Annotated in this window: 23 protein-coding genes; 11 read left to right on the top strand and 12 right to left on the bottom strand. The window is 71.1% G+C overall.

All coding sequences use genetic code 11. The annotated features are described in order from the left end of the window. Positions 1 to 8 precede the first annotated feature (8 nt). The 6 genes from HJD23_RS15870 to HJD23_RS15845 form a co-directional block, all read right to left on the bottom strand. Positions 9 to 1,004 carry a hypothetical protein gene (locus HJD23_RS15870; protein ID WP_171117502.1) on the bottom strand — a complete coding sequence of 332 codons (996 nt, stop codon included), beginning with the start codon at positions 1,002 to 1,004 and terminating at the stop codon, positions 9 to 11. Beyond that, entirely contained in the window at positions 1,001 to 2,452 is a 1,452-nt protein-coding gene (locus tag HJD23_RS15865) for a M48 family metallopeptidase (RefSeq protein ID WP_171117504.1), read from the bottom strand. Before HJD23_RS15865 ends, HJD23_RS15870 begins: the two co-directional genes overlap by 4 nt. Before the next feature lie 104 nt (positions 2,453 to 2,556). Further along, positions 2,557 to 4,860 carry a glycoside hydrolase family 3 N-terminal domain-containing protein gene (locus HJD23_RS15860; RefSeq protein WP_171117506.1) on the bottom strand — a complete coding sequence of 768 codons (2,304 nt, stop codon included), beginning with the start codon at positions 4,858 to 4,860 and terminating at the stop codon, positions 2,557 to 2,559. Between the two features lie 42 nt (positions 4,861 to 4,902). Next, on the bottom strand, positions 4,903 to 5,808 hold the full coding sequence (locus tag HJD23_RS15855; RefSeq protein ID WP_171117509.1) for a carbohydrate ABC transporter permease: 906 nt from the start codon (positions 5,806 to 5,808) through the stop codon (positions 4,903 to 4,905). 8 nt (positions 5,809 to 5,816) lie between these two features. Continuing rightward, the gene (locus HJD23_RS15850) at positions 5,817 to 6,677 is read right to left on the bottom strand and encodes a sugar ABC transporter permease (RefSeq protein WP_240980725.1); all 861 of its coding nucleotides are present in this window, start codon (positions 6,675 to 6,677) and stop codon (positions 5,817 to 5,819) included. Further along, positions 6,674 to 8,020 (bottom strand): extracellular solute-binding protein, encoded by a 1,347-nt coding sequence (locus tag HJD23_RS15845; protein ID WP_171117511.1) that lies wholly within the window; start codon positions 8,018 to 8,020, stop codon positions 6,674 to 6,676. The genes HJD23_RS15850 and HJD23_RS15845 overlap by 4 nt, the downstream gene beginning before the upstream one ends. Positions 8,021 to 8,194: 174 nt before the next feature. Here HJD23_RS15845 and HJD23_RS15840 point away from each other — a divergent pair, with 174 nt between their 5' ends. The 4 genes from HJD23_RS15840 (at position 8,195) to HJD23_RS15825 (ending at position 12,726) form a co-directional block, all read left to right on the top strand. Then, positions 8,195 to 9,253 (top strand): LacI family DNA-binding transcriptional regulator, encoded by a 1,059-nt coding sequence (locus HJD23_RS15840; RefSeq protein ID WP_171117513.1) that lies wholly within the window; start codon positions 8,195 to 8,197, stop codon positions 9,251 to 9,253. An 83-nt stretch (positions 9,254 to 9,336) separates the two neighbouring features. Further along, complete coding sequence (locus HJD23_RS15835) at positions 9,337 to 10,737, top strand: endo-1,4-beta-xylanase (RefSeq protein ID WP_171117515.1); 1,401 nt, start codon at positions 9,337 to 9,339, stop codon at positions 10,735 to 10,737. A 73-nt stretch (positions 10,738 to 10,810) separates the two neighbouring features. Further along, a complete protein-coding gene (locus tag HJD23_RS15830; protein ID WP_240980724.1) occupies positions 10,811 to 11,869 on the top strand; it encodes an LCP family protein in 1,059 nt (352 codons plus the stop codon). 221 nt (positions 11,870 to 12,090) lie between these two features. Continuing rightward, the gene (locus HJD23_RS15825; RefSeq protein WP_171117517.1) at positions 12,091 to 12,726 is read left to right on the top strand and encodes a Uma2 family endonuclease; all 636 of its coding nucleotides are present in this window, start codon (positions 12,091 to 12,093) and stop codon (positions 12,724 to 12,726) included. Positions 12,727 to 12,732: 6 nt separating this feature from the next. Here HJD23_RS15825 and HJD23_RS15820 read toward each other — a convergent pair whose 3' ends face one another. Next, positions 12,733 to 13,923 (bottom strand): methyltransferase domain-containing protein, encoded by a 1,191-nt coding sequence (locus tag HJD23_RS15820; RefSeq protein WP_332110676.1) that lies wholly within the window; start codon positions 13,921 to 13,923, stop codon positions 12,733 to 12,735. A gap of 63 nt (positions 13,924 to 13,986) precedes the next feature. Here HJD23_RS15820 and HJD23_RS15815 point away from each other — a divergent pair, with 63 nt between their 5' ends. From HJD23_RS15815 to groL, 4 genes are all read left to right on the top strand, one after another. Further along, on the top strand, positions 13,987 to 14,907 hold the full coding sequence (locus HJD23_RS15815; protein WP_171117521.1) for a polysaccharide deacetylase family protein: 921 nt from the start codon (positions 13,987 to 13,989) through the stop codon (positions 14,905 to 14,907). Continuing rightward, positions 14,904 to 15,701: a polysaccharide deacetylase family protein gene (locus HJD23_RS15810; RefSeq protein ID WP_240980723.1), complete on the top strand. Its 798-nt coding sequence runs from the start codon at positions 14,904 to 14,906 to the stop codon at positions 15,699 to 15,701. The genes HJD23_RS15815 and HJD23_RS15810 overlap by 4 nt, the downstream gene beginning before the upstream one ends. Positions 15,702 to 15,957: 256 nt before the next feature. Continuing rightward, positions 15,958 to 16,266: a co-chaperone GroES gene (groES, locus tag HJD23_RS15805; RefSeq protein ID WP_171117523.1), complete on the top strand. Its 309-nt coding sequence runs from the start codon at positions 15,958 to 15,960 to the stop codon at positions 16,264 to 16,266. A 119-nt stretch (positions 16,267 to 16,385) separates the two neighbouring features. Further along, positions 16,386 to 18,014 carry a chaperonin GroEL gene (gene groL, locus HJD23_RS15800; protein ID WP_171134033.1) on the top strand — a complete coding sequence of 543 codons (1,629 nt, stop codon included), beginning with the start codon at positions 16,386 to 16,388 and terminating at the stop codon, positions 18,012 to 18,014. Between the two features lie 72 nt (positions 18,015 to 18,086). Here the strand turns inward: groL and HJD23_RS15795 are convergent, their stop codons facing one another. The 4 genes from HJD23_RS15795 to HJD23_RS15780 form a co-directional block, all read right to left on the bottom strand. After that, the gene (locus HJD23_RS15795) at positions 18,087 to 18,794 is read right to left on the bottom strand and encodes an ester cyclase (RefSeq protein WP_171117525.1); all 708 of its coding nucleotides are present in this window, start codon (positions 18,792 to 18,794) and stop codon (positions 18,087 to 18,089) included. 72 nt (positions 18,795 to 18,866) lie between these two features. After that, the gene (locus HJD23_RS15790; RefSeq protein WP_171117527.1) at positions 18,867 to 19,640 is read right to left on the bottom strand and encodes an SDR family oxidoreductase; all 774 of its coding nucleotides are present in this window, start codon (positions 19,638 to 19,640) and stop codon (positions 18,867 to 18,869) included. 278 nt (positions 19,641 to 19,918) lie between these two features. After that, positions 19,919 to 21,493 (bottom strand): multicopper oxidase domain-containing protein, encoded by a 1,575-nt coding sequence (locus tag HJD23_RS15785; RefSeq protein ID WP_171117529.1) that lies wholly within the window; start codon positions 21,491 to 21,493, stop codon positions 19,919 to 19,921. A gap of 140 nt (positions 21,494 to 21,633) precedes the next feature. Then, positions 21,634 to 22,302, bottom strand: coding sequence for an MOSC domain-containing protein (locus HJD23_RS15780; protein ID WP_171117531.1), 669 nt, complete (start codon positions 22,300 to 22,302; stop codon positions 21,634 to 21,636). A gap of 79 nt (positions 22,303 to 22,381) precedes the next feature. Here HJD23_RS15780 and HJD23_RS15775 point away from each other — a divergent pair, with 79 nt between their 5' ends. Continuing rightward, entirely contained in the window at positions 22,382 to 23,278 is an 897-nt protein-coding gene (locus tag HJD23_RS15775; protein WP_171117533.1) for a LysR family transcriptional regulator, read from the top strand. 163 nt (positions 23,279 to 23,441) lie between these two features. On the opposite strand, the gene HJD23_RS15770 is transcribed toward HJD23_RS15775, so the two are convergent. Next, positions 23,442 to 23,771, bottom strand: a complete 330-nt coding sequence (locus HJD23_RS15770; RefSeq protein ID WP_171117535.1) for a WhiB family transcriptional regulator — start codon at positions 23,769 to 23,771, stop codon at positions 23,442 to 23,444. Positions 23,772 to 24,152: 381 nt separating this feature from the next. Between HJD23_RS15770 and HJD23_RS15765 the strand changes: the two genes are divergently transcribed. Both HJD23_RS15765 and HJD23_RS15760 read left to right on the top strand, forming a co-directional pair. Next, a complete protein-coding gene (locus tag HJD23_RS15765; protein ID WP_003948568.1) occupies positions 24,153 to 24,764 on the top strand; it encodes a response regulator transcription factor in 612 nt (203 codons plus the stop codon). 806 nt (positions 24,765 to 25,570) lie between these two features. Continuing rightward, positions 25,571 to 26,158, top strand: coding sequence for a sigma-70 family RNA polymerase sigma factor (locus HJD23_RS15760; protein WP_171117537.1), 588 nt, complete (start codon positions 25,571 to 25,573; stop codon positions 26,156 to 26,158). The last annotated feature ends 119 nt before the right edge of the window (positions 26,159 to 26,277 follow it).

Raw genomic sequence — 26,277 nt, 5'->3', positions numbered from 1 at the left:
CGCCACGGCTACGGCTGCGGCTGTGGTGCCGAGAGGGCCCAGACCGACGCGGACAGCGTTCCGAGGGCCAGGGCGAAACCGACGACGGAGGTCGGGGTGCCCTCGGCCACCAGAAAGGCCAGGACGATGCCGGCCCCGGTGCCGTACGCGGCGGTCAGTGCGCCCGGGCGCCATCCCGGGCGGGCCGGGCGCGGGACGGCACCGGCGGGGAGGACGAAGTAGTCCCGGGGGCCGGGGCGTACGGCCTCGTCGGCGTCGAGGAGTTCACCGGCCGGCCGGTGGTCGCGCAGTCGGCCGAGGGGGACCAGCCGGGTGCCGTCGGCGAGTTCCACCACGACCGGACGGCGGCGGCGACCGGACCCGCGGACGGTCACCGGGACCGGGCCGGAGCAGTCGGCCAGCGCCGGATGCCACATGACGCGCTGCCAGCGGGTCGTCGTTCCGCCCTCGCCGTCGGGTCCGGTCAGGACCAGCCAGGTAGTGGTCGTCTCGCGGGCGAGTGCCACGAGGCGCTCCACGGTCCGCACGGTCGCCGTCATGGCATGCCCCGGACGCCGTGTCGTCAGCCGGAAGCGCAGGCCGCGCCAGGCCCACACGCACAGGAGAGACAGGGCGACGACGCCGGCGAGGAAGACGGGGACCAGCAGGTCGTCCTCGGCCGCGGTTTCCTCGGGATCGGCCGGGAAGCCCCGGGGGGCCGAGGTGGCGGGGTCGTAGGCGACCGGGAACCGCTCGCCCTCGACGTAACGGTCGGTGTCGTAGATCCCGAAGCGCTGCACGTGCACGTGGCCGGCCGCGTCGCTCCACCGCACGCGGATGTCGCCCTCGTCGCCGATGCCGTCCTCGACGACGACACCGGAGGCCGTCGCCGTGGCCCGGTCGCGGGCGGTGACGTAGTCGTGGGCGTGCACACCGAGCCAGCCGGCGAACAGGGCGTAGCCGAGCAGCGTCACGGCCACGCCGAGGAGGGCGACGCGAAGGGCGGGGCGAGGCGCCGGGTTCATGCGGCCGCCTCCTTCCGCGTCTTCGCGGCCGCCGTCAGCAGCGCCCGCAGCGGCGCCGGATCGCCGGCGCGTACGGCCTGCGCCGCCAGCTCGTGGAGGTCGGTCACCGTGCCGTCGGGCGCGGTGAGCACGGTGGCCAGCCAGCGGTGCGCGCGGGTCCAGCCGGCCGGGGGCAGCACGGCGTTCAGCGTCTGGGCGAGCGCGGTGGTCAGTACCGCTTGGGCGACCGTCGTGCGGGCGGCGGCGGGCATCCGGCGCAGACCGGGCTCCAGCAGCCCGGCCAGCCGCGGCCAGGTGCCGTCGGCGAGGGCGTCCAGGGCGGCGGACAGCGCCCGCTCGGGGGATTCCTCGCCGGTTGCGAGCAGCAGGAGGTCCTTGCCTGTTTCGTCGCCGAGGTCGTGGAGCTGGTCCGGGGTCATGTCGAGGAGCCGTACGGGGCGCGGGTCGTCGTCGGGGTCGGGGTCGGTGTCGTCCAGCCCGGCCAGTCCGCCGAGGCACCAGCGCTCGATCGACGCGGCGGCGCGCAACGTGACGGGTTCGGCGCCGTACGCGGCGGCAGCCACGGCGTCGGGCGGCAGCGCGGCGAGGCGCTGTTCGGCGGGTGGGTGGTCGGCCGTGGCGTACGGGTCGACGGCGTCCTCCTCGGCCACGCCACGGGCCGCGCGGGCCGCGACGTAAGGGTCGCGCACGGCGGTTTCGAGGGCGTCGTAGAAGTCCACGGGATACGTGTCCTCCTCGGTGAGTGCGGACCACCAGGTGCTGCCGAGCCCCTCGAACGCCTCGTGCAGCACCCCGGTCCGCCGCAGCGCCTGAGCGGTCGCCGCGCTTCCGGTGACCCGGGCGGCGTCGGCGTCGGCGGCCAGCTCCGCCCGCCACATCGGCGGCTGGGATGCCCGCAGCAGCGGTGCGGCCAGTGCGGCGAGCGGGCGGAAACGGCGGTCCATGCGGTCGGCGAGCACCTGGCGCGCGAAGCGCAGGGCGGCGGTACGGCGGTCGCGTACGTGCTCTTCGTGCGCCAGCTCGTGCGCCACCACCGACGCCAGCTGGTCCGCGCTCAGCATGCGCAGCAGCGGGTAGCCGAGGAGCAGGGCGTAGGCGCGACCCCCGGCGGTCTTCGTGGGCGCGAGCGACGCGTCGACGGTCGGAACGACCCGGACGAGGAGCGGTTCCCGGAAGCCGATCCGCCCCGCCACGTCCCGCACCAGCGCCGCCAACTCCGGCTCGTCACCTGGGCGGAGGGCCTTCCCCGGGAGCCGTTCGCGCCGCATGGCCTCGCCGACGAACCCGGCCACGAACAGCGTCAGCGGCACCAGCACGACCGCGTGCGGCGCCCATGCCAGCCCGGCGAGGACCAGCGCCACGCCGACGACGGCCGTCGGCAGCCAGGCCACGACCAGCATGGCGGCGGCGAGCATCCACGCACGCAGGGGTGACGTTCGTATGTCCATGCTGATCCCGTGAGGTTCGCGCCGGGCGGGGCTGAGGTGTCGAGGGATTGTGTCACGGGGGCCGGAGGTGAGGAGAGGGTGGACAGGATGTGCGGATGTGTTCGTCAGCCCTCCGTCGAAGTGGGGCACAGCAACCGCCGGTCCCGCCCCAGCACCCGTGCCGGACCCGCCAGCCGCACCGGCGCCGTGTGCCGTACGTCCGCGCTGGACGCCGCCAACCGCAGCTCCAGTGCGCCCGGTTCGACGATCCGGTCGCCCGTGCGGTCGGTGAACGACGACAGGTCGGCGTGGAAGTGGAAGGTCACCCGGCGCGATTGCCCAGGCTCCAGTTCCAGTCGCCGGTAGCCGATCAGGCGGACGTCCGGGCGCGTCACCGACGCCACCGGGTCGTGGAGGTAGAGCTGGACGACCTCCGCGCCCGTCCGGTCGCCCGTGTTGCGGACCGTGACCGAGAGGTCGTACGAGCCGTCCGTGGGAATCTCCGGGGTGCCGTCGGTCATGTCCTCCCACGCGAACGTCGTGTACGAGCGCCCGTGCCCGAAGGGATACAGCGGCGTCGGGTCCAGGTTGCTGACCTCGCCCGCCAGGCCCAGTGGGGGCTGGAGGTACGTCCACGGCTGGCCGCCCGGGTCGTGCGGCACGCTCACCGGGAGGCGGCCCGAGGGGTTGACGCGGCCGGAGAGGACGCCCGCCACCGCCGGGCCGCCCTCCTCGCCGGGGAAGAACGCCTGCACCACCGCCCCCAGGCGGCCGTGCCAGCGGCCCAGTGCGTAGGGGCGGCCGGTGAGCAGGACCAGGACCACCGGGACACCCGTCGCCACCAGGGCGTCCAGCAAGTCCGCCTGAATGCCTGGGAGCTGGAGGTCGGTCGCATCGCAGCCCTCGCCCGACGTGCCGCGGCCGAAGAGGCCCGCCCGGTCGCCGAGTACCGCCACGCACACATCCGCCTCCGCCGCCCGCGTCACCGCCTCCTCGATGCCGGACGGGTCCGGGTCCGCGACCCCGCAGCCCTCCGCGAACGTCACCTTCGCGTCCGGGAGTTCCGCGCGCAGGGCTTCCAGCAGCGGCGGGATCTCGATGCCGGTGCGGGTCTCGGGGTGGCGGGGGAGGACGTGGGAGGGGAAGGAATAGCAGCCGAGCATCGCCAGGGGGTCCGCCGCTCGGGGGCCGATCACGGCGATGCGGGTGTCGGGGGCGAGGGGCAGTACGCCGTCGGGGTTGTCCAGCAGGACCACCGACTCCTCCGCCAAGCGGCGGGCCAGGGCTCGGTTCGCCGTCGAGTCCAGGTCGATCGGAGCCTCTGTCGGCTCCGGCTGCCAGTCCTCGTCCAGCAGGCCCAGTTCGCACTTCTGGAGCAGGACCCTTCGCGCCGCCCGGTCCACCAGTGACTCCGGTACCTCGCCCGCCCGCACCGCTTCCACCAGCGGCTGTCCGTAGCACTTCAGGGTCGGCAGCTCTACGTCGATCCCGGCCGCCAGCGCCGCGTGCGCGGCCTCGGCGGTGTTGCCCGCCACGCGGTGCAGGGTCTGGAGGAAGCCGATGCCGAAGTAGTCCGAGACCACCGTGCCGGTGAAGTTCCATTCGGTGCGGAGGAGTTCCGTCAGCAGGCCCGGATCCGCCGAGGCCGGGACTCCGTCCGTCTCCGTGTACGCCGCCATCACCGAACGCGCGCCGCCCTCGCGCAGCGCCAGTTCGAAGGGAGGCAGGGTGACGTCCGCGAACTCGCGGGTTCCGGCCCGTACGGGAGCGAGGTTGCGGGCGCCGGCGGAGGAGGCGTACCCGGCGAAGTGCTTCAGCGTGGCCACGATGCCGGTCGACTCCAGGCCCCGTACGTACGCCGCGCCGATCGTGCCGACCAGGTACGGGTCCTCGCCGATCGTCTCCTCGACCCGTCCCCACCGCGGGTCGCGGACCACGTCCAGCACGGGCGCCAGGCCCTGGTGCACACCGACCGAGCGCAGGTCGGCGCCGATCCGCCGGGCCATCTCCTCGACCAGGGCGGGGTTGAAGGTCGCACCCCAGGCGAGCGGGACCGGGTACGCCGTCGCGCGCCACGCCGTGAAGCCGGCGAGGCACTCCTCGTGGGCGATCGCCGGGATGCCGAAGCGGCCGGACGCGGCGATCCGGCGCTGGGCGCGGGCCAGGGAGCGGGCGCCGGACTCCGGGTCGACGGGGGCGGTGCCGAAGGGGCGGGTGAGCTGGCCGAGGCCGTGCCGGATCAGCTCGTCGAAGTCGTAGTCGGCGGTCATGTCGTGCTGGTGGGGGGCCACTCCGTCGCCGTCCGCGGTGGCGCCCACCCACACGCCGTACAGCTGTGCGGTCTTCTCTTCGAGGGTCATCCGGGAGAGCAGGTCCGTGACCCGGACGTCTGCGGGGAGGTTGCGGTCACGCCAAGGGGCGGTGGTCATGAAACTCCTGTCGTTGAACGCCTACGAAGAGTACGAGGAGCGCTACTTGCCGCCGACGCCCATCAGGCCGCCCACCAGTGCCCGCCGCGCCACCAGGTAGACGGCGAAGATCGGGACGCCCGAGAGGACGACCGAGGCGAGCAGGGCGGGGATGTTCACGCCGAACTGGCTGACGTAGTTGAACAGGCCGAGGGTGAGGACGCGCGGGCCGTCGGACTGGGTGAAGATCAGCGGGAAGAGGAAGCCGTTCCAGGCCTGCAGGGCGGCGTAGATGACGACCGTGCTGATGCCGCCCTTGGCCAGCGGGATCGTCAGCTGGAACAGCATGCGCAGAGGTGTGGCACCGTCCAGGGCCATCGCCTCGTAGAGGTCCTCGGAGACGTCTCGCAGCGTGCCGACCAGGACCAGTACCGACACCGGCATCGCGAAGGCCGCCGTGGGGAGGATGACGGCGAGCAGGGTGTCGTACAGGTCGAGTTGGGCGATCAGGAGATAGAGGGGTACGACCACTGCCTGCGCCGGGATCGCCACGCCGAGCAGGAACAGCCGGAAGGCGGCGCCGGACCAGCGGTCGCGGGTGCGGACGGCGACGTAGGCGAGGGGGATCGAGAGGACCAGGACGATGGCGACGACCGCCACGGCCACGATCGCCGTGTTGGTGAGGAGGTGGCCGAAGCCGCTGTTCAGGACGGTGTTGTAGTTGTCGAGGGTGGGGTCGGTCGGCGGGCTCAGGGGGTTGCCGGTGAGGGCGCGGTCCTGCGGGGTGAGGGAGGCCGACAGCATCGCGTAGACGGGGACGACGACGATCGCGAGCCAGAGGGCGGAGCCGAGGCCCGCCACCGGGTTGGCGCGTTTCGTCCAGTGCCGTCGGCGGCGCTTCGGTGGCGGGGGCGGGGCCGCCTGGCCTCTCGTCGTCTTCGCCGGGCGGGACAGGGTGTCGTAGGTCATGAGAGCCGTCAGATCCCTTCCCGCGTGCTGCGCATGGCGCCGAAGCCGGACAGCCGGACGAGGAGCAGGGACAGGCCCGTCGCCGCCAGGACCAGGAAGGACGCGATGGCGCTGGCGTAGCCGAAGTCGTAGCTCTTGAAGCCCGCCTCGTACATCAGGTACGGCAGGATCGCCGTGTCCGTGCCGGGGCCGCCCTTGGTGAGGATCAGGACCGTTTCGAAGTACGTCAGTGAGCCGACGACGATCAGCACGGTGGACGTGATGACGGTGTTGCGCAGCTGCGGCAGGGTGATCGAGAAGAACTGGCGGTAGCGGCCGGCGCCGTCGATGGCCGCCGCCTGGTAGAGGACCTGCGGGATCTGGCGGGCCCCGCCCTGGTAGATGAGGGTGTGGAAGGGGATGAACTGCCAGCCGCCGACGAACACGATCGCGAGGAACGCGCCGCTGGAGGAGCCCAGGGTGTCCTTCTGGATGATGCCGAAGTTCGGGTCGAGGAGGGCGTAGAAAAGCAGGGCGACGGCGGTGGAGGAGAGCAGGAGCGGGACGAAGAAGATCGCGGAGAGGACGGCGCGGTTGCGTTGCGGGCCCGCCGCCCAGACGCCGAGGAGCAGCGCCACGACCGTCTGGAAGGCCCAGCTCGCGGCGGTCAGCAGGATCGTCAGCCACAGCGACTGGGTCATGCGTGGGTCGTCGAGGAGCTTCTGCCAGTTGGCCAGGCCGACGGGCCGCGGGTCGCTCAGGCCGTCCCAGGTGGTGAAGGAGAGATAGAAGGCGAGGGCCATCGGGACGACCGCGAAGAAGGCGAAGAACAGGACGCCGGGGAGGGCCCAGACGGCGTGCGGGCGGCCCACCCTCGTCCGGGTGCTCACTTCTTCAGCTCCTTGCAGGCCGCCACGAACTCGGTCGGCGACGACTTCCCCGCGAACAGCTTCCCGATCTCCGTGTGCATCGGGGTGCCCAGCTCGCCGAGCGCCTGGTCCCAGGAGAGGGTGAACGCGGGGGCCTGCTGGACCATGTCGTACTGGAACCTGGCGTACTCGGGGTTGGGGGCCGAGTCGAGGAGCTTGGCCGCGTTGGAGGTCGTCGGCACGTCTCCGAGGTCGATCAGGTCCTTGGCGTACGCCTCCGAGGCGGCCTCCTTGAGGAACGCGATCGCCAGGTCCTTGTTGCGGGTACGGGAGTTGACGGACCAGTAGTTGGTCGGGTTGCCGACGACGTTGCGCACGTCGCCGGTGCCGCCCTCGATCTCGGGGAACGCCGCCCAGCCCAGGTGCTGCTTGGCGAAGTCGGGGAACTTGCCGAGCTGCGTCGAGTACTCCCAGGAGCCCATCAGGTGCATCGCGGCCCTGCCCTTGGCGAAGACCGCGGGCGCGCCGCCGTTGACGTACGAGACGGACGTGAACTTGTCGCCGAAGGCGCCGCCGTCGACCAGTTCCTTCACCATCTCGGCGGCCTGGAGGACGGCCGGGTCGCCCCAGCCCTCCGCGTCGCCGTCCTGGATGCGCTGGAAGACCTCGGGGCCGCCGACGCGGTCGACCAGGTACTCCAGCCACATCAGCTCGGGCCAGATGTCGGAGCCGCCGAGCGCGAAGGGCGTGATGTTCGCCTTCTTCAGCTTGGCGTTGAGGTCGAGGAGCTGGTCCCAGGTGGTGGGCGGCTCAAGCTTGTGCTCGGCGAAGACGGACTTGTTGTAGAAGAGGATCACGGGCTGCATGCCGCGCATCGGGATGCCGTAGTGGCGGCCCTTGAGGTCGCCGGCCGCGAGGACGGAGGGCAGGAAGCCGTCCTTGAGCACGGGGTCGCCGTTGATCGTGTCGGTGAGGTCGAGGAGCTTGCCCGCCTCCTCGTACGCCCGGATGGAGCCGCCGCCCCAGTTGAAGAAGACGTCCGGGGCGCTGGGCGAGCCCATGGCCGTCCGCAGCTTGGGGGAGTAGTCGGAGCCGGGGACCTTCTCCAGCTTCACGGTGCCGCCCGCCTCCTTGGCGGCCGCCGACTTGTTGAAGCGCTCCACGGCCGCCTGCTGGACCTTCACCGCGTCGTCGCCGTACACGAAGGCGGTGATCGTGCCGCCGTCGCCGCCGCCCGCGCCGCTGCCGGAGCCGCACGCGGTGAGGCCGGGGAGACCGGTGGTGAGGAGGGTGGTGGCGCCGGCGCCGAGTATCCAGCGCCTGCTGAACGATCGTCCGCCTGCGGACGACGTGGTGGACCCCATGAGACAGCACCTCTCGGGAGGACGTGCGTGTGGACAGGCCGGTCGAACAAGCCGGTCGACAGGTCGGTCGACAGGTCGATCGGCGAATGTTTCGGGAAGTAGCTCGAATGTTCCGGGAACGTAGGGTGCCGCAGGAGGCCCGTCAAGGGGTCGCGCAGGGATACGATCGCCGGCATGACTCCTCCGGAACGCCCGCAGACCCCGACAGCACGGCGGTCCGCGCAGACCGCGACCCTCGCCGAGATCGCCCGCGAGGCCGGGGTCTCCGCGCCGACTGTTTCGAAGGTGCTCAACGGCCGGGCCGACGTCGCCCCGGCCACCCGCAACCGCGTCGAGGAGCTGCTGCGCACCCACGGCTACCGGCGGCGCCGGGCCGAGGCCACCCGCTCGCCGCTGATCGACCTGGTCTTCCACGAGCTGGAGAGCGCCTGGGCGCTGGAGGTCATCCGGGGCGTGGAGAACGTGGCCCGTGAGGCCGGGCTGAGCGTCGTGCTCTCCGAGAGCGCGGGGCGGCTGACGCCCGGACGGACCTGGGCCGACCAGGTCGCCGCCCGCCGTCCGCACGGCGTGATCCTGGTGCTGAGCGAGCTCGACGAGTCCCAGCGGGCGCTGCTGACCAGCCGTTCCATACCGTTCGTGGTGATGGACCCGGCCGGTGACCCGGGCACCGACGTGCCCTCGATCGGCGCCACCAACTGGCAGGGGGGCCTCGCCGCCACCCGGCATCTGGTCGAACTCGGCCACACCCGGATCGGCGCGATCACCGGGCCGTCGCGGATGCTGTGCAGCCGGGCCCGGGTGGACGGCTACCGGGCCGCGCTGGAGACCGCCGGGCTGCCGGTGGACGTCGGCTTGATCAAGACCGGGGACTTCCACCACGAGTCCGGCTACCGGCTGGGGCTGGAGCTGCTGCGCCGCCCGGACCGGCCGACCGCCGTCTTCGCCGGCAACGACCTCCAGGCGCTCGGGCTGTACGAGGCGGCGCGCGAGCTGGGGCTGCGGGTGCCGGACGACGTGAGCGTGGTGGGGTTCGACGATCTGCCGGTGGCGCGCTGGGTGGGGCCGCCGCTGACGACCGTACGGCAGCCGCTGACGGAGATGGCGGAGGCCGCGGCCCGGCTGGTGCTGGAGCTGGGGCGCGGGGAGGGGGCCGCCGCCGCGACGCGGGTGGAGCTGGCGACGAGCCTGGTGGTGCGCAGCAGTACGGCGGCGCCGGGGGCGGCCGAAAGCTGACGTATTGACGGGTGGGGCCGGCGCCTCAACACTCCTCCGAAGTCAATCGGATGCACCACCGAAACTTTCGGAGGCACCCGCACATGAGACACACGAGATGGGCGTCGCTGTTCACCGGCGTCGTCGCCCGCCGCGCCTTGCCGGCTGTAGCCCTCGGCGCCTTACTGGTCGCGACCCTCGGCGCCCTACTGGTCGCCGCCCCCTCCGCGCAAGCCGCCGACCCGCCGCTGCGCGACCTCGCCGCCGCCAAGGGAAAGATCATCGGCACCGCGGTCACCGGAGGCAAGCTCACCGGCACCTACGCCGACATCGCGGGCCGGGAGTTCAACTCCCTCACGCCCGGCAACGCCATGAAGTGGGAGTCGGTCGAGCCGAGCCGGGGCACGTACAACTGGGCCGAGGCCGACCGGATCGTCGACTTCGCCGAGGCCCACGGCCAGCAGGTACGCGGGCACACCCTGGTCTGGCACAGCCAGAACCCGGGCTGGCTGACGGGCGGCTCCTGGACACCGGCCCAGTTCAGCGCCATCGTCCAGGACCACATCACCACCGAGGTCGGCCGCTACCAGGGCCGCGTCGACGCCTGGGACGTGGTCAACGAGCCCTTCAACGAGGATGGCACCTACCGGCAGAGCCTCTTCTACAACCACCTCGGCCCGGACTACATCGCCCAGGCCCTGACCTGGGCACGGGCCGCCGACCCGACCGCCGAGCTCTACATCAACGACTACAACGTCGAGGGCGTCAACGCGAAGAGCACCGCGCTGTACAACCTGGTCAAGTCCCTGAAGGAGCGCGGGGTCCCGATCGACGGCGTCGGTCTGCAGGCCCACTTCATCCTCGGCCAGGTCCCCTCGACGCTCCAGCAGAACATCCAGCGCTTCGCCGACCTCGGGGTCGACGTGGCGATCACGGAGCTGGACATCCGGATGCAGGTTCCGGCCACCGACGCGAAGCTCGCGCAGCAGGCCGCCGACTACAAGGCCGTCATGAACGCCTGCGTGGCGGTCGCCCGCTGCACCGGCGTCACCGTGTGGGGCTTCACCGACTCCGACTCCTGGATCCCGGACTTCTTCGAGGGGTACGGGGCGGCGACACCGTACGACGAGAACTTCGCGCCGAAACCGGCGTACTACGCGATCGCGCAGTCGCTGGGCGGCACCGGTGACGGCGGCGGTGGCGAGCCCACGGACGGCTGTACGGCGTCGTATCGCGTCGTGAACCAGTGGAACACCGGCTTCACCGGCGAGGTGACGGTCTCCTGCGCAGGCGCCTCGCTCTCGTCCTGGAAGGTGAACTGGACGTACGGCGCGGGTCAGCGGATCACCCAGGCCTGGAACGCGAACTGCACGCAGAGTGGTGCAACGGTCAACTGCTCCCACGCGTCCTACAACGGGGCGGTGCCGAACGGCGGTTCGGTGACCTTCGGCTTCAACGGCTCCTGGAGCGGCAGCAATCCGGTGCCGACCGTGGCGCTGGGCTGAGAAGTCTGAGAATTTCGGAAGAAAACCGGGTTCGCGTCCCCGCCCGTAATAATTCGGACGTACGTTCCTGTCCGTGACGGGACACATAACGGAGCACGACGGGGACGGAGACGAGGGCCTAAGAGGGGGAGGCCGGCGGTCGCGCCCGCTGAAGGCCGCCGGTCTCGCCCTCGTCGCCGTCCTGGCGCTCGGCGGCGCTGGTGCGGGCTGGGCCTACTGGCAGCTGAACGACAACATCAACAGCGTCGACATCAACAGCGCCCTCGGCGACGACCGCCCGGCGAAACCGACGCCCTCCGTCTCCGCGTCCGCCGCGACGCCGCCCACAGAGGCGCTGAACATCCTGGTGCTGGGCTCGGACTCGCGCAGCGGCGCCGAGAACCAGGCCCTCGGGGGCGGCGACAGTTCCGGCGCCCGGTCCGACACGGCGATGGTGGTGCACCTCGGCGCCGGGCGCACCGAGGCCACCGTCGTCAGCATCCCGCGCGACACCCTGGTCACCCGCCCGCCCTGCCCGCTGGAGTCGGGAGGTGAGTCGGCCGAGGCCTCCAATGTCATGTTCAACAGCGCCTACTCCGTGGGCGGTCCGGTGTGCGCGGTGAAGACCGTCGAGTCGATGACCAACGTCCGGATGGACCACTACGTCGAGATCGACTTCGCCGGCTTCGCCAGGCTGGTGGACGCGCTCGGCGGGGTCACCGTCACCACCGAGGAGGACATCGACGACGAGGACAGCCACCTGACCCTGCCGGCCGGTACCCATCACCTCGACGGCGAACAGGCCCTGGGCCTGGCCCGCACCCGGCACGGCATCGGGGACGGCAGCGATCTGGGGCGCATAGGCCTGCAGCACCAGCTCGTCAAGGCACTCATGGAACGGATCGCGGCGACCAGCCTGCTCTCGGACCCGACCCGCCTGTACGAGGTCGCGGACGCGGTGACCGGCAGCCTGACCACCGACACCGGCCTCGACTCGCTGACGGAGCTGGTGGGGCTCGGGCAGAGCCTGCGGGGCCTGTCGGCGGACGCCATGGAGACGGTGACGATGCCGGTGGTCACGGCGGCGTGGGACCCGAACCGGGTGGTGGCTCAGGAGCCGGAGGCGGGGGAGTTGTGGGAGTCGTTGCGGTAGAGGTCTCCACGCCCCGGGCGGCGTTGGCCCGCAACGAACGGGAGCGGGGGCTGCTGGAGTCGCGGGCGCGGGAATGCGGTTGACCGATCGGGGCACGATCACTCGTTCGGCTGATCGGCGCCGGTTACGGGCCGTCAGGAGCCGTGCCTCCGTAGCGTCGGCGGTGTTGCTTGTGCCGCAGTGGCGCCCGCGCCCACACTTGAAGGAGGAGGTGCTTCACGATGACCGCTCTCGTAGAAGAGGTGGCCCCGGTGGTGGAAGACAAGCCGGTTTCCGAGCCGGTTTCCGATCTGGACGAGGTCCTGTGGCAGGCGTGGAAGGCCATGGATCTCCCCGAGGGCTACCGCGCCGAGATCATTGAGGGGACCATCGAGGTGTCGCCTACCGGTCGTCGTCGTCATACCGTTCTCATGGGCCGACTCCACAGGGCGCTCGACACGCACCTCGCCGGTAGCGGATACGCAGTGCACCGCGACGGCAACGTCATCCACCGCCACAAATGCTGGATCCCCGACCTCTTCGTCGCCCCCCTCGACCTCGATGAGATCCCCGACGAGGAAGGCCTCGGCGTCGACGCCGCCGGGGTCAAGATGGTCATCGAGGTCACCTCACCCGGACACCGCAACCTCCAGCGCGACCGTGCCCGCAAGCGCCGTGAGTACGCCCGGGCGGGCATCCCCGTGTACGTGATCGTCGACGACTTCGACGACGACGGAGCCGTTGTCGTTCTGACCTCCCCGGACCCGAAGAAGGCCAAGTACACCGACGAGCACCGCGTTCCCTACGGCACCGACGCGGTGGTCCCGGAAGGGCCGGCCAAGGGGTTCACGATCGGTAAGGCGATCGTCGCGTCCTGACGTCGGTCAGCCCGACGGGTGGCCGATCAGCATGGTCGGCGCCCCCGCCACCCGCGTCAGAAACACCGTCGCGGAGTTCGGCCCCTGTGGCTTCACCTTCTTGCGGAGTTCCTCCGGCTCCACCGCCGACCCCCGCTTCTTCACGGTCAGGATCCCCACCTCCCGCTCCCGCAGCAGCGCCTTCAACTTCTTGACGCTGAAGGCGAGTTGGTCGGTGATCTCGTAGGCGGAGGCGTACGGCGTGGGGCGCAGCTCGTCGGCCGTGACGTACGCGATCGTCCCGTCGATCAGACCGCCGTCGAGCTCGACGGCCACCTCGGCGACCAGGTGGGCGCGGATGACGGCGCCGTCCGGCTCGTACAGGAAGCGCCCGACGGGACGTACCGCCGGATTCGGCAGGCCGCGGGAGCGGAGTGTGCGCGGGCCGGGGAGGAGGGTGGCGCGCACCAGGCCGGGCTCGGTGCCGAACCACAGCACCGCCTCCTTCACCTCCCCGCCGTCCGAGATCCACTCCGCCTCGGCGGCGTCGGGCACGGCCTCGTGCGGGATGCCGGGCGCGACCTTGAGGGCGGCGTGCGGGGCGGTCGTAGCCACCCGGACGGCCCAGGAGAGCGGGGGCGAGTACGCCTCCGGATCGAAGATCCTGCCCCGGCCGCCTCGTCGCGCCGGGTCCACGAAGACCGCGTCGTACGCCGACACGTCCACCTCCGTGACATCCGCCTCCCGTACCTCGATCAGCCCGGCCAGCCCCAGCGCCTCGGCGTTCGCCCGCGCGGCGGCCGCCGTCAGCGGGTCGCGGTCCACGGCGAGGACGCGGATCCCGGCGCGGGCGAGGGCGATCGCGTCCCCGCCGATCCCGCAGCACAGGTCGGCCACCGACGTCACCCCCAACTCCCCGAACCGCCGCGCGCGATACGTCGCCACGCTCGCCCGCGTCGACTGCTCGACCCCGTTGGGCGTGAAGTACATCCGCTCCGCGTCCGCCGCCCCGAACTTGGCCACCGCCCGCTGCCGCAGCCGCGCCTGGCCGAGCGCCGCCGACACCAGGTCGGCCGGGTGGTCGCGGCGCAGCCGGGTGGCGACGGCGAGTTCCTGGGTGGGGTCCGTGCCGCGCACCTCGTCGAGGAGGGCCCGGCCTTCGGGGGTGAGGAGAGGGGCGAGGTCGTTCACCGGGCCATTGTCGGCCAGTCGGTGGATGGTGCGCCTCCGGCGGCGGTGTCGGCGGCGGTTCGGGGGCGGGGCCTGGGAGGATCCGGCTCCATGCGACTAGTAGTACAAAATGACAAAATTAGGGCGCGTCGGCTTCGGAGAGCTACGGCGATCAGAGCCGGAATCGCCGTACTGACCGTCGCCGCCATCGCCTCCGGCTGCACGCGCGGCGAGGACGAAGCGCCCCCGCCCCTCAAGGCGCCCCCGGCCCGCGCCCTGGACGGCTACGCCGCCAAACTCCGCGCCGACCACGCCGCCCTGGTCGCCGCCGCGCAGCGCTGGGGCCTGAAGGAGACCCCGCTGCGGCCGCCGCGCCCGCCCGCGAAGAAGCCGACGATCACCACCCGCGTCGGCTTCGAGGTGGACGAACACGAGGAGCAGGGCCTCCCGCCGGTCTTCACCACCATCCCCACCGACCAGAAGGTCGTCTTCCTGACCATCGACGACGGCGCCGAGAAGGACCCGGCGTTCCTGCGGATGATGACCGACCTGCGGATCCCGTACACCGCGTTCCTCAGCGACTACCTGATCAAGGAGAACTACCGCTACTTCGAGCAGATGCAGGCCAGGGGAGTGGTCCTGAACAACCACACCCTCAACCACCCCTACCTGCCCGGCCTCTCCTACACCGACCAGAAGCGCGAGATCTGCGGCATGCAGGACGTCATCGAAGAGCGCTACGGCACCCGCCCGCTGCTGTTCCGCCCGCCCTACGGCAACTACAACTCCGACACCCTGCGCGCCGCCAAGGACTGCGGCATCAAGTACGTCCCGCTGTGGAACGAGGAGGTCTTCGTCGACCACTGGGACTACCGCGAGTGGGACCGCGACATCCACCCCGGCGACATCGTCCTCAGCCACTTCCGGGGCACGGACGACTGGGCGGGCGGGATGCCCGACATGATCCGCGTCTTCCTCGACAAGATCACGGCGAAGGGGTACGCGGTGGGCCGCCTGGAGGACTACCTGTGACTCGGCGCGGGCGGACGGCAGGGGCCGCGGCGCTCCTGGTCCTGCTCGCCGGCTGCGCCCTGCCCGACGCCCCGCCCTCGCGCTCCGTCGAGGCGGGGGCGGCACCCGGCTCGGCCGCCTCGCAGCCCCCGCCCCACCGCCGCTGGGGCCTGCCCTCGCCGCTCTCCCCGCCCCCCTCGCCGCCCCGCCACCCCGCACGACCTGCGGACGGGCTGCCGCCGGTCCTGGACCGCATCCCGACCCCCCACAAAGTCGTCTTCCTCACCTACGACGACGGCGCCGAGAAGGACCCGCGCTTCGTCGACATGGTCCGCGAGCTACGGCTGCCGGTCAGCATGTTCCTCACCGACAGCGTCGTCGGACCCGGCTACGGCCACTTCGCGCGCCTTCGCTCGGTCGGCGCCAGCATCCAGAACCACACCCTCGACCACGCCGCCCTGCGCGGGCTGCCGTACGCCGGTCAGCGCGCCGAGATCTGCGGGCAGCAGCACAAACTCCACACCCGGTTCGGCATCCGCCCCCACCTCTTCCGCCCGCCCTACGGCACGTACGACACGACGACCCGCCGGGCGGCCGCGGACTGCGGCATCAAGGCGATCGTGCTCTGGCGCGCCACGATGAACGCGGACGACCTCACCTTCACGAACGGCCCCGCACACCTCCGCCCCGGCGACATCATCTCGGTCCCCTCGACCGAAGCCCCGACCCCGATGCTCCGCGAACGCACGACGCGCCTGCTGCGCCGGGTGCAGGAGGCGGGGCTGACAGTGGGGCGGCTGGAGGATTACCTCTGACCACGCGAGGCTTTCGACGCCGGTCCGCGCCGCTCGGCCCGTCCGGCGTTCGAGGACGAGTCCGGCCGACGCGCCGCAGGCAATTGGCACTCCGCTTGACCGAGTGCTAACCGCAGTCATAGTCTCGGCTCTGGCACTCCCCCCTGGAGAGTGCCAAACAAGCGACGGGCAGGTCCGGCACCCGCGACGACGGATCGACCTGGTCGCCACCTCAGACAGTTAACCCCGTGAGATCTCCGAAGGGGGAGGTCGGATCGTGACGACCGCCAGCTCCAAGGTTGCCATCAAGCCGCTCGAGGACCGCATCGTGGTCCAGCCGCTGGACGCCGAGCAGACCACGGCCTCTGGCCTGGTCATCCCGGACACCGCCAAGGAGAAGCCCCAGGAGGGCGTCATCCTCGCGGTGGGCCCGGGCCGCTTCGAGAACGGCGAGCGCCTGCCGCTCGACGTCAAGGTCGGCGACGTCGTGCTGTACAGCAAGTACGGCGGCACCGAGGTGAAGTACAACGGCGAGGAGTACCTCGTCCTCTCGTCCCGCGACGTGCTCGCGGTCATCGAGAAGTAATCACCTCAGGCAACACACCGTTTTGAGCTGCGCCCCTGGCCCCCGCGACCGATAACGAAGCCGGGCGCCCGGGGCGCAGTTTCATTACCCCAAGACTTTCCGAGAGGGCTCCCGCTGCCATGGCGAAGATCCTGAAGTTCGACGAGGACGCCCGTCGCGCCCTCGAGCGCGGCGTCAACAAGCTCGCCGACACGGTCAAGGTGACGATCGGCCCCAAGGGCCGCAACGTCGTCATCGACAAGAAGTTCGGCGCCCCCACCATCACCAACGACGGCGTCACCATCGCCCGCGAGGTCGAGGTCGAGGACCCCTACGAGAACCTCGGCGCCCAGCTGGTCAAGGAGGTGGCGACCAAGACCAACGACATCGCGGGTGACGGTACGACCACCGCGACCGTGCTGGCCCAGGCGCTGGTCCGCGAGGGCCTGAAGAACGTCGCCGCCGGCGCCTCCCCGGCCGCCCTCAAGAAGGGCATCGACGCCGCCGTAGCCGCCGTCTCCGAGGACCTGCTGGCCTCGGCCCGGCCGATCGACGAGAAGTCCGACATCGCCGCCGTCGCCGCGCTGTCCGCCCAGGACCAGCAGGTCGGCGAGCTGATCGCCGAGGCGATGGACAAGGTCGGCAAGGACGGTGTCATCACCGTCGAGGAGTCCAACACCTTCGGCCTGGAGCTGGACTTCACCGAGGGCATGGCCTTCGACAAGGGCTACCTGTCGCCGTACTTCGTGACGGACCAGGAGCGCATGGAGGCCGTCCTGGACGAGCCGTACATCCTCATCCACCAGGGCAAGATCTCCGCCATCGCGGACATGCTGCCGCTGCTGGAGAAGATCATCCAGTCCAACTCCTCCAAGCCGCTGCTGATCATCGCCGAGGACGTCGAGGGCGAGGCCCTCTCCACCCTCGTCGTGAACAAGATCCGCGGCACCTTCAACGCCACCGCCGTCAAGGCTCCCGGCTTCGGCGACCGCCGCAAGGCGATGCTCCAGGACATGGCGGTCCTCACCGGCGCCACGGTCATCTCCGAGGAGGTCGGCCTCAAGCTCGACCAGGTCGGTCTGGACGTGCTCGGCACCGCCCGCCGCGTCACCGTCACCAAGGACGACACCACCATCGTCGACGGCGCCGGCAAGTCCGAGGACGTGCAGGGCCGCGTCGCGCAGATCAAGGCCGAGATCGAGGCCACGGACTCCGACTGGGACCGCGAGAAGCTCCAGGAGCGCCTCGCGAAGCTGGCCGGCGGCGTGTGCGTGATCAAGGTCGGCGCCGCCACCGAGGTGGAGCTGAAGGAGAAGAAGCACCGTCTGGAGGACGCCATCTCCGCGACCCGCGCCGCGGTCGAGGAGGGCATCGTCTCCGGTGGTGGCTCCGCGCTCGTCCACGCCGTGAAGGTCCTTGAGGACAACCTCGGCAAGGAGGGCGACGAGGCCACCGGTGTCGCCGTCGTCCGCAAGGCCGCCGTCGAGCCGCTGCGCTGGATCGCCGAGAACGCCGGCCTGGAGGGCTACGTCATCGTCTCCAAGGTCGCCGAGCTGGAGAAGGGCAGCGGCTACAACGCCGCCACCGGTGAGTACGGCGACCTGATCAAGTCCGGCGTCATCGACCCGGTCAAGGTCACCCGCTCCGCCCTGGAGAACGCCGCCTCCATCGCCTCCCTGCTGCTCACGACCGAGACCCTGGTCGTCGAGAAGAAGGAAGAGGAGCCGGAGCCGGCGGGCCACGGCCACGGTCACGGCCACGCGCACTGACGCGAGCCGTAACAGGCAGTAGGGGAGGCCCGGCACCCGGGGTGCCGGGCCTCCCTGTATCCCCTCGCGGGTCTAACGCTCCAGCTCCTCGAAGACGCCCAGCTGCTCCATCAGCCCCAGCCGGTCGTACTCCCACCAGCCCTCGACGAGCTTGCCGTCCCCGCCGCACCGGAAGACGGTCGTACCGCTCATCGACACTTCCTTCCCGGTGGCCGGAATCCCCAGGAACTCGCCCTTGTGCGTGCCCTTCCAGAACCACCGCGCGCACACCTTGTCGCCCTCGGCGATCAGGTCCTCGATGCTGAACGAGAAGTCGAACCCGTCCCGCCAGACCCGCAGGTCGCGCCGGACATGATCCATCCCGATCACATCCTGCTCGTTCGCCGGATTGTGATCGTGATAGTGCTCCCCCATCACCTCATCGAGCGGCGGCAGCTCCCCGGGCGTCGCCACCAGCTCGAAGAACCGCCGGACCGTGGCACTGAACAACTGCTCGTCCCGCACCACGTCCAGATCCGTGAACGTCGGCATCTCGTCGCACAGCGCGACCATCTCGTGAAAGATCCGATCGGTCTCCGGAAGATTCGAATTCCGCATCGCCTCTTCGTACGACGGAAACTCCACGATCTCGATGAAGTGCGACGCGTCGGACCGGTCCTTCCCGATCACACTGTGCGTCGCCGTCCGCTTTCCCTTGGTCTTCTCCACCCACGCGTCCATCAGCCGGTTCATCTCCTCGAACCGACTGGTCTTGCAGTCGATGACCTGCACGAACGTCATGGCGCCACCTCCGGCCCCCCTGGATCCGGTCGAACAGCTCCATTGTCCTACGAGGGCCTCGACCGGCACCCGCTACTGAGGCCCGTACTTCCGGCCCGCCCGCGACGAGACCCCGCCCAGCAACCCTCGCGGCGCCACCTTCACCACGCCCATGATGGCCTTGTACCGCGGGTCCGGAATGGACAGCGTCTTCCCCCGCGCCAGATCCGAGAGCGCCGCCGCCACCAGCTTGTCCGCGTCGAGCCACATCCAGCCCGGGATGTTGTCCGTGCCCATGCCGGCGCGCTCGTGGAACTCGGTGCGGACGAAGCCGGGGCACAGGACCATCATCCGTACGCCGGTGCCCGCCAGGTCACGGGCGGCGCCCTGGGTGAACTGCACGACCCAGGCCTTGGACGCGCCGTACGTTCCCCGGGGGAGGAAGGCCGCGACCGAGGCGACGTTCACGACGCCTCCGCGTCCCCGCTCCCGCATCGCCTCGGTCGCCGCCGACGTCAGCCGGAGCACCGCCTCGCAGTGCACCTTGAGCATCTTCAGCTCGTCGGCCATGGGGACGTCGAGATAGCGGCCCTTGTTGCCGAAGCCGGCGTTGTTGATCAGGAGGTCGACGGGGTTCTTGCGGTCGGCGAGGCGAGCGGCGACCGCCTCGATGCCGTCGTCCGTCGCCAGGTCCGCCGTGAGTACCTCCGCCTCGATGCCGTGCCCGTCGTGCAGTTCGGTCGCCTGCTCGCGGAGGCGTTTGGTGTCGCGGGCCACCAGGACGAGGTTGTGCCCGTCCGCCGCCAGCCGCCGCGCGAACGCGGCGCCGATTCCCGCGGTCGATCCCGTAATCAGAGCCGTTGTCATGTGCCAAGGGTAGTGACCCGGACTGTGCGCGGCTGATCTCCGTAGGGTCTCAGTAGGGGGAATGCCGGGGGAATGCCGGGGGATTGACGGGGGATTGACGGGACGTTTGCGGAGGGCTTGGAGGGGATTTGTAGGGGGCTTGTAGAGGGGGCCCGGCAGGGCGTGGAGAGGGAGCTCGGCGGGCGTGGAGAGGGGGCCCGGCGGGGCGTGGAGAGGGAGCTCGGCGGGGCCTGGAGAGAGGGCCCGGCGGGGCCTGGAGAGGCTGGAGAGGAACTCGCTCAGCCGTGCTCGTGGTCGTCCGCATGGCCGTTCCCAGGCCCCGCGTGCCCCGACGGCGCGCCCGCCCGCTGCCCCTTGTCCACCACCACGAACTGGCCCATCATCCCTTCGTCCTCGTGGTACAGCAGATGGCAGTGGTACATGTACGGCGTGTCGGGATCGGCCGGCCCGGTGAAACGCAACGCCAGCTTCATGGTCGTCCCGTGCGGCACGAACACCGTGTCCTTGGGCCCGCGCAAGGCCGGTGGCGGCGCCGCGCCGTTCACCTCCAGCACCCTGAACTGCACGTCGTGCACATGGAAGTTGTGCGGCATCCCGTTGGCGTTGCGGACCGTCCACACCTCCGTCGTCCCGCGCGTGACCGTCTCGTCCACCCGCCCCATGTCCATCGACCGCCCGTTGATCCCGGACCGCTTCAACTCGAAGTACCGGCCCCGCGCCGCGTCCGTGCCGTCGGGTATCTCCAACTCGCCCAGGGCGGTGGGCAGGTCCGGAGACGGTCGCAGCCGTCCGGCCGCCCGCAGCTCCAGTACGTCGAAGGAGTCGTCCCCTCCGCCGAACCGCCGCTGCCAGCCGTCCCCGTAGTTGTCCTGCGGAAAGCTGCGCAGCATCACCCGCTCACCCGCCCGCATCCGCACCACGATCTCGGCCCGCTCGCCCGGCGACAACTGCACCCGCTTCTGGGACACCGGCCGCTCGAGCAGACCCCCGTCCGTGCCGACCAGGGAGAAGGAACGGTCGTCCGGGAAGCCGAAGGCGTAGGTGCGGGCCGTGGAGGCGTTGAGCAGCCGCAGCCGTATCAGCTCGTCGGCGACCTCGCGGTAGGGGCGCAGCGTGCCGTTGACCATCGTCTGGTCGCCGAGGAAGCCCACGTTCTGCAGAAAGCCGCGGTCCCCGTCGAGCCGGGCGCCGTCGAAGCGCACGTCCTGCACGACGACGGGCAGGTCGTCCACGCCGTACCGCTTCGGCAGCGCGAGGCGCGCCGACCGCTCGTCGTCGAGGAGGAACATGCCCGCCAGGCCCCGCCGGACGTGGTCCTCGGTCGCGCCGTGCGGGTGGGGGTGGTACCAGAGCGTCGCGGCCGGCTGGTCCACCGTCCACTGCGGGCTCCAGGTGCCGCCGGCGGCGATCTCCTGATGCGGGCCCCCGTCCATCTCGGCGGGCAGGTGCATGCCGTGCCAGTGCACGCTCGACGCCTCGTCGAGCCCGTTCCGTATGCGCACGCGGACCTTCTCGCCGCGTTCCGCGCGCAGAGTCGGGCCGAGATAGGTGCCGTTGAAGCCCCACGTCGGGGTCTTCCGCCCCGCCTCGAACTCGGTCTCGCCCGCCTGCATGCGCAGATCGAAGACACGCGTGCCGTCCTTGTCGACATGCGACTCGGCCAACGGCGGTATCGCGAGCGCGTTGTCGAACGACGCCTTGCCGACCGTACTGACCGGGGCGTCGGTCCACAGCCACGCGAACAACCCACCGATCGTCACGGCGCCGACGGTCACGACCGCGCCGAGGACGATGAGCACCCGCTTGAGACGAGACGCACGCCGAGGCGTGCCACCAGATCTGCGACGAATCATGCTTCGAGCGTCCTCGCCGCGATCCCGCGAAACATCGGGGACGTCCCCCGCCCCACCCCGACCCGGCCCCGGCCCGCCCTCCGGGAATTTCCCCTAGGAGGCGTGGGACGCCTGGACGCCGAACAGGTTTTGAATACCCGTCAGGAGGTCTGCATCTGCATGTACTTCCGCGCCGCCTCCCGCGACTCCGGATGCAACGCCTCGCCCGCCGCCAGCAGCCGCGGCAGCAGCGCCCGCTCCGTCGTGACCGCCCGGAACTGCAGGGCCACCGTCACCTCGTGGTCCGGACGGTGCACGATCTCGATCGGGTCGCTCGCCCGGACCTCGCCCGGCGTGATCACTCGCAGATACGCTCCCGGCGCACCCCGCTGCGTGAACCGCTTGACCCAGCCCGGCTCACCCAGATGACTCTGGAAGGTCCGGCAGGGAATCCGCCCGGAGGTGACCTCCAGCACGACATCACGCCCGATCCGCCAGCGCTCGCCGATCAGGGCGCCGGAGACGTCGATGCCCGACGTCGTGAGGTTCTCGCCGAACGAGCCGTTCGTCAGCGTGCGGCCCAGTTCGCGCTCCCACGCGTCGAGGTCCTCGCGGGCCACCGCGTACACGGCCTGGTCGTCGCCGCCGTGGTGGCGGGTGTGGCACACCGCGTCCCCGGCCAGCCCGCTCGCCCCGATGCCCTTGGGTCCGGGCGCCGCCACCCGAACGGGCTCGTCGACCGGGCGCTTGTCGATACCGGTCACGCCGTCGGGATGGTCCGTGTAGGTGACGGCCTTCGCGCGGCCCAGGTTCACAGAGAGAAGCCTCATGGCGGCACGGTAGGCGACAAAAACCAAAGTGTCGACGCGTTATTCGGCGTCGTACCCAAGGCTCGCTTATGCTTGAAGGGTGATCGAGGCCCGTCATCTGCGTGTCCTGCGCGCCGTCGCCGCCACCGGCTCCTTCTCCGCGGCGGGGCGCGAGCTGGGCTGCACCCAGCCCGCCGTCAGCCAGCAGATGAAGGCGCTGGAGGCGTCCGTGGGGACGCCCCTGCTGGTGCGCACCGGACGCGAGATGCGGCTGACGCAGGCCGGCGAGGCGCTCGTACGGCATGCCTCGGGCATCCTCGCCGGGCTCACGGCCGCCGAGGAGGAGGTCGCCGCGATCGCCGGGCTGCGCGCCGGGCGGGTGCGGCTGGTGTCCTTCCCCAGCGGCAGCTCCACCCTCGTGCCGACCGCCCTCGCGGCCCTGCGCGCCGCGCACCCCGGCACCCGCGTCTCCCTGGAGGAGGCCGAGCCGCCCCAGTCCGTCGACAAGCTGCGGGCCGGTGACTGCGATGTCGCGCTCGCGTTCCGTTACGAGGGGGCGCCGGGCGTCGAGGAGTGGGACGACCTCGTCGTGCGACCGCTGCTGAGCGACCGGTTGGTGGGGCTGGTGCCGGAACGGCACCGGCTTGCGCGGTCCGAGTCCGTCGCCATCGGCGATCTCGCCGAGGAGCCGTGGATCGCGGGCTGTCCGCGCTGCCGCGGCCAGTTGATCGAGGTGTGCGCGGGGGCCGGTTTCACGCCCCGCATCGACTTCGCCACCGACGACTATCCGGCGGTGGTCGGCCTGGTGGGCGCGGGGCTCGGGGTGGCGGTGCTGCCACAGCTGGCGATCGAGTCCGTACGGCCGCGGGGGGCGCGGGCGGTGGCCTTGGAACCGGCGGTGCGGCGGGAGATCGTCGCGCTGACGCTGCCCGATCTGGCGCAGGTGCCGGCGGTGCGGGCGACGCTGGATCAGCTGGCGCGGGCGGCGGCTCGGTAGTCGGGCTTCGGTGGTCGGGCTTCGGAGTCGGGCTTCGGTGGTCACGCCCGGTAGTCCTCGGCTGCCCCGGCAGTAAGAGACCCCCCGTAGTCACCCCCCGTAGCCACCCCCCGTAGTCAAAGGCAGGGGCACGCGTGTGCGTGCCCGTCGGAGAAACGTTCCTTCAGGTGTTCGGGGCGGCATTCCCGCCGGCCGTCGACGCCGACACCAGCCGGTGGCGTGCCCGCCCCATGAGCTCTTCGCGCTCGTCCTCGGTCAAACCGCCCCACACGCCGTACGGTTCGCGCACCGCCAGCGCGTGTGCCGCGCACTGCGCGCGGACCGGGCACCTCATACAGACCTCTTTGGCCGAGTTCTCGCGAGCACTCCGAGCCGCCCCGCGCTCACCCTCCGGATGGAAGAAGAGCGAACTGTCCACGCCGCGACAGGCAGCCAGGAGCTGCCAGTCCCATAGGTCCGCGTTCGGTCCGGGAAGGCGGGAGAAATCTGCCATTGCGTGACCCCTTGTAGCCGTTCTGAGCGGATACGGTGCCCACGACCGTACATCTACGATCTAAGGAGATGAAAATATGACTCATTGCGAATCTAGCCTCAGACATCAGCAGATGGGAAGAAATGGGTCTAAATGGGGCATAGGTTGTGATGAAACATTGAGGGTCTCTTGCACATGTCTGCAGCGTGTCCGCACCCTCACGTAGAGTGCCGAAGACGGCACACAGCCCCGTAACTCTTTCGAGTGACCGTCGTTGAGAGTGCGGAGGCGGTTGAAAACACAAGCGCTCGGGCAGGCGTCCGAGACGGTCGACCGCACAGGTGACGATTTCGTACCAGCCTGGAGGCTCAAGGTGACGCGCATCAGCTGCGGAGGGCGGCCATGACTTCCGTCCTCGTCTGCGACGACTCCCCGCTTGCCCGAGAGGCGCTCCGCCGCGCGGTCGCGACCGTGCCCGGTGTCGAGCGTGTGACGACGGCGGCCAACGGCGAGGAAGTCCTCCGCCGCTGGGGTGCCGACCGCTCGGACCTCATCCTGATGGACGTGCGCATGCCCGGACTGGGCGGCGTCGAGACCGTGCGGCGACTGCTGTCCGCCGACCCCGGTGCGCGCATCATCATGCTCACCGTCGCCGAGGACCTCGACGGCGTGGCCCTCGCGGTCGCCGCCGGCGCCCGGGGTTACCTGCACAAGGACGCCTCCCGCGCGGAGTTGCGCGCGACGGTCACGCAGGCGCTCGCCGACCCGACCTGGCGGCTCGCCCCGCGCCGGCTGCGCTCCGCCGAGATGGGGGCCGCGCCGACGCTCACCGCGCGTGAGATCCAGGTGCTCGAAGGCATGAGTCACGGCCGCTCCAACGCCGAGATCGGCCGCGAGCTGTTCCTCTCCGAGGACACCGTCAAGACCCACGCCCGCCGCCTGTTCAAGAAGCTCGGCGCCTCGGACCGGGCGCACGCGGTGGCGCTCGGCTTCCGCTGGGGCCTGGTGCGCTGACGCTGCCGCGTGGTGCTGCCGCGTGTCCCGGCGAGCGGGGGCGGCGATGAGCCCCCGCTCGGGTGGGGGAGGAGGCGACATGATCGGGGCACCTCCCTGCCGGGTCCGGGTCGCACCGACGCACGACGGCGCATGCGCCGGGCGTACGGGGGACCAGGTGCGCGGCGGGCGCACAGGCGAGCCGACGGCCGGTCCAGTCTGCACCGGGTGTGCGCGGAAGACGCTGCCCTGCGGACATGGCGGCGGGCCCACGGTCGGGGCGACGCCGTGTCGGGTCTGCGCTGGGCGTGCGGTTGGGGCGACGCCGTGTCGGGTCTGTGCTGGGCGTGCGGTTGGGGCGACGCCGTGTCGGGTCTGTGCTGGGCGTGCGGTCGGGCCGACGCGCTGTCGGGTCTGCGCCGCGCGTTCGGATCGGCAGAGGACCCGTCGGGTCTGTGCCAGGCGCTCCGGCGGGCCGGATGCCGGTGTTCCGGTCTGCGTGCCCGGTCGTTCCACGGCCCGTGGGATGGAATTCGGGTGTTCGTGTGAGCAACGCCCCTGGAGTGCCGTCGTGCGTGGTCACAGGGGGCGTACGGGGGTCCCGGACGTGGCGGTTGACCCCGCGGTGGGGTGGGAGCGGGGGATGGTCGCTGCTCGTTTCGGCGCGGATGCCGCATCCTTGAGGTGTGGAGTTCCTCGGGGACGAGTCGGTCGAGCGGAAGGGGAGGGCGCAGGGGATGACTTCCGGCGCACCTGCTCATAACGCTTCGGTGCACAACAACGGAGGCAGTGCCGCGGAGCATCCGGCCGCAGGGCACCATGGACCGATGCGTGACGACGAGGCGGCCACTGCCCCAGGGGTGATCGGTGCGCTCGTCCACCGCGCGGTCGACGGGGACGAGCAGGCCACGCACGACCTGCTGGCCCATGTCCACCCACTGGCACTGCGCTACTGCCGCACCCGGCTGTCCCGCCTTCCGGGGGACGCGCGCCACTTCGTGGAGGACCTGGCCCAGGAGGTCTGCGTCGCCGTCCTGCTCGCGCTGCCGCGCTACAGGGACACCGGGCGCCCCTTCGAGGCCTTCGTCTTCGCCATCGCCGCGCACAAGGTCGCCGATCTGCAGCGGGCGGCCATGCGGCACCCCGGCTCGACGGCGGTCCCGTCCGACGAGATGCCCGAGCGGCCGGACGACTCGCTCGGCCCCGAGGAGCGGGCGCTGCTCAGCAGCGACGCCGAGTGGGCCAAGAAGCTGCTGGCCAACCTCCCCGAGAACCAGCGCGAGCTGCTCCTGCTGCGCATCGCGGTGGGCCTCACGGCGGAGGAGACTGGACAGATGTTGGGAATGTCACCAGGGGCGGTACGGGTGGCCCAGCACCGCGCGCTGAGCAGACTGCGGGCGCTGGCCGAACAGTAGACGGGCCCGCGGATGAACAGCCGTGCGCGGTGTTCCGTACGAACATACGAAGCCCTCAGCGGTCCACAACCGTGGAATTTGAGAGCCGTGCTTCCCGTTAGCATGGACATCCGCACCGA

The sequence above is a fragment of the Streptomyces sp. Z423-1 genome, from assembly GCF_013009255.1.
Taxonomy (GTDB): Bacteria; Actinomycetota; Actinomycetes; order Streptomycetales; family Streptomycetaceae; genus Streptomyces; species Streptomyces gossypiisoli.
Note: the sequence above shows the minus strand (reverse complement) of the source record. Positions and strands in the feature narration are given on the sequence as shown.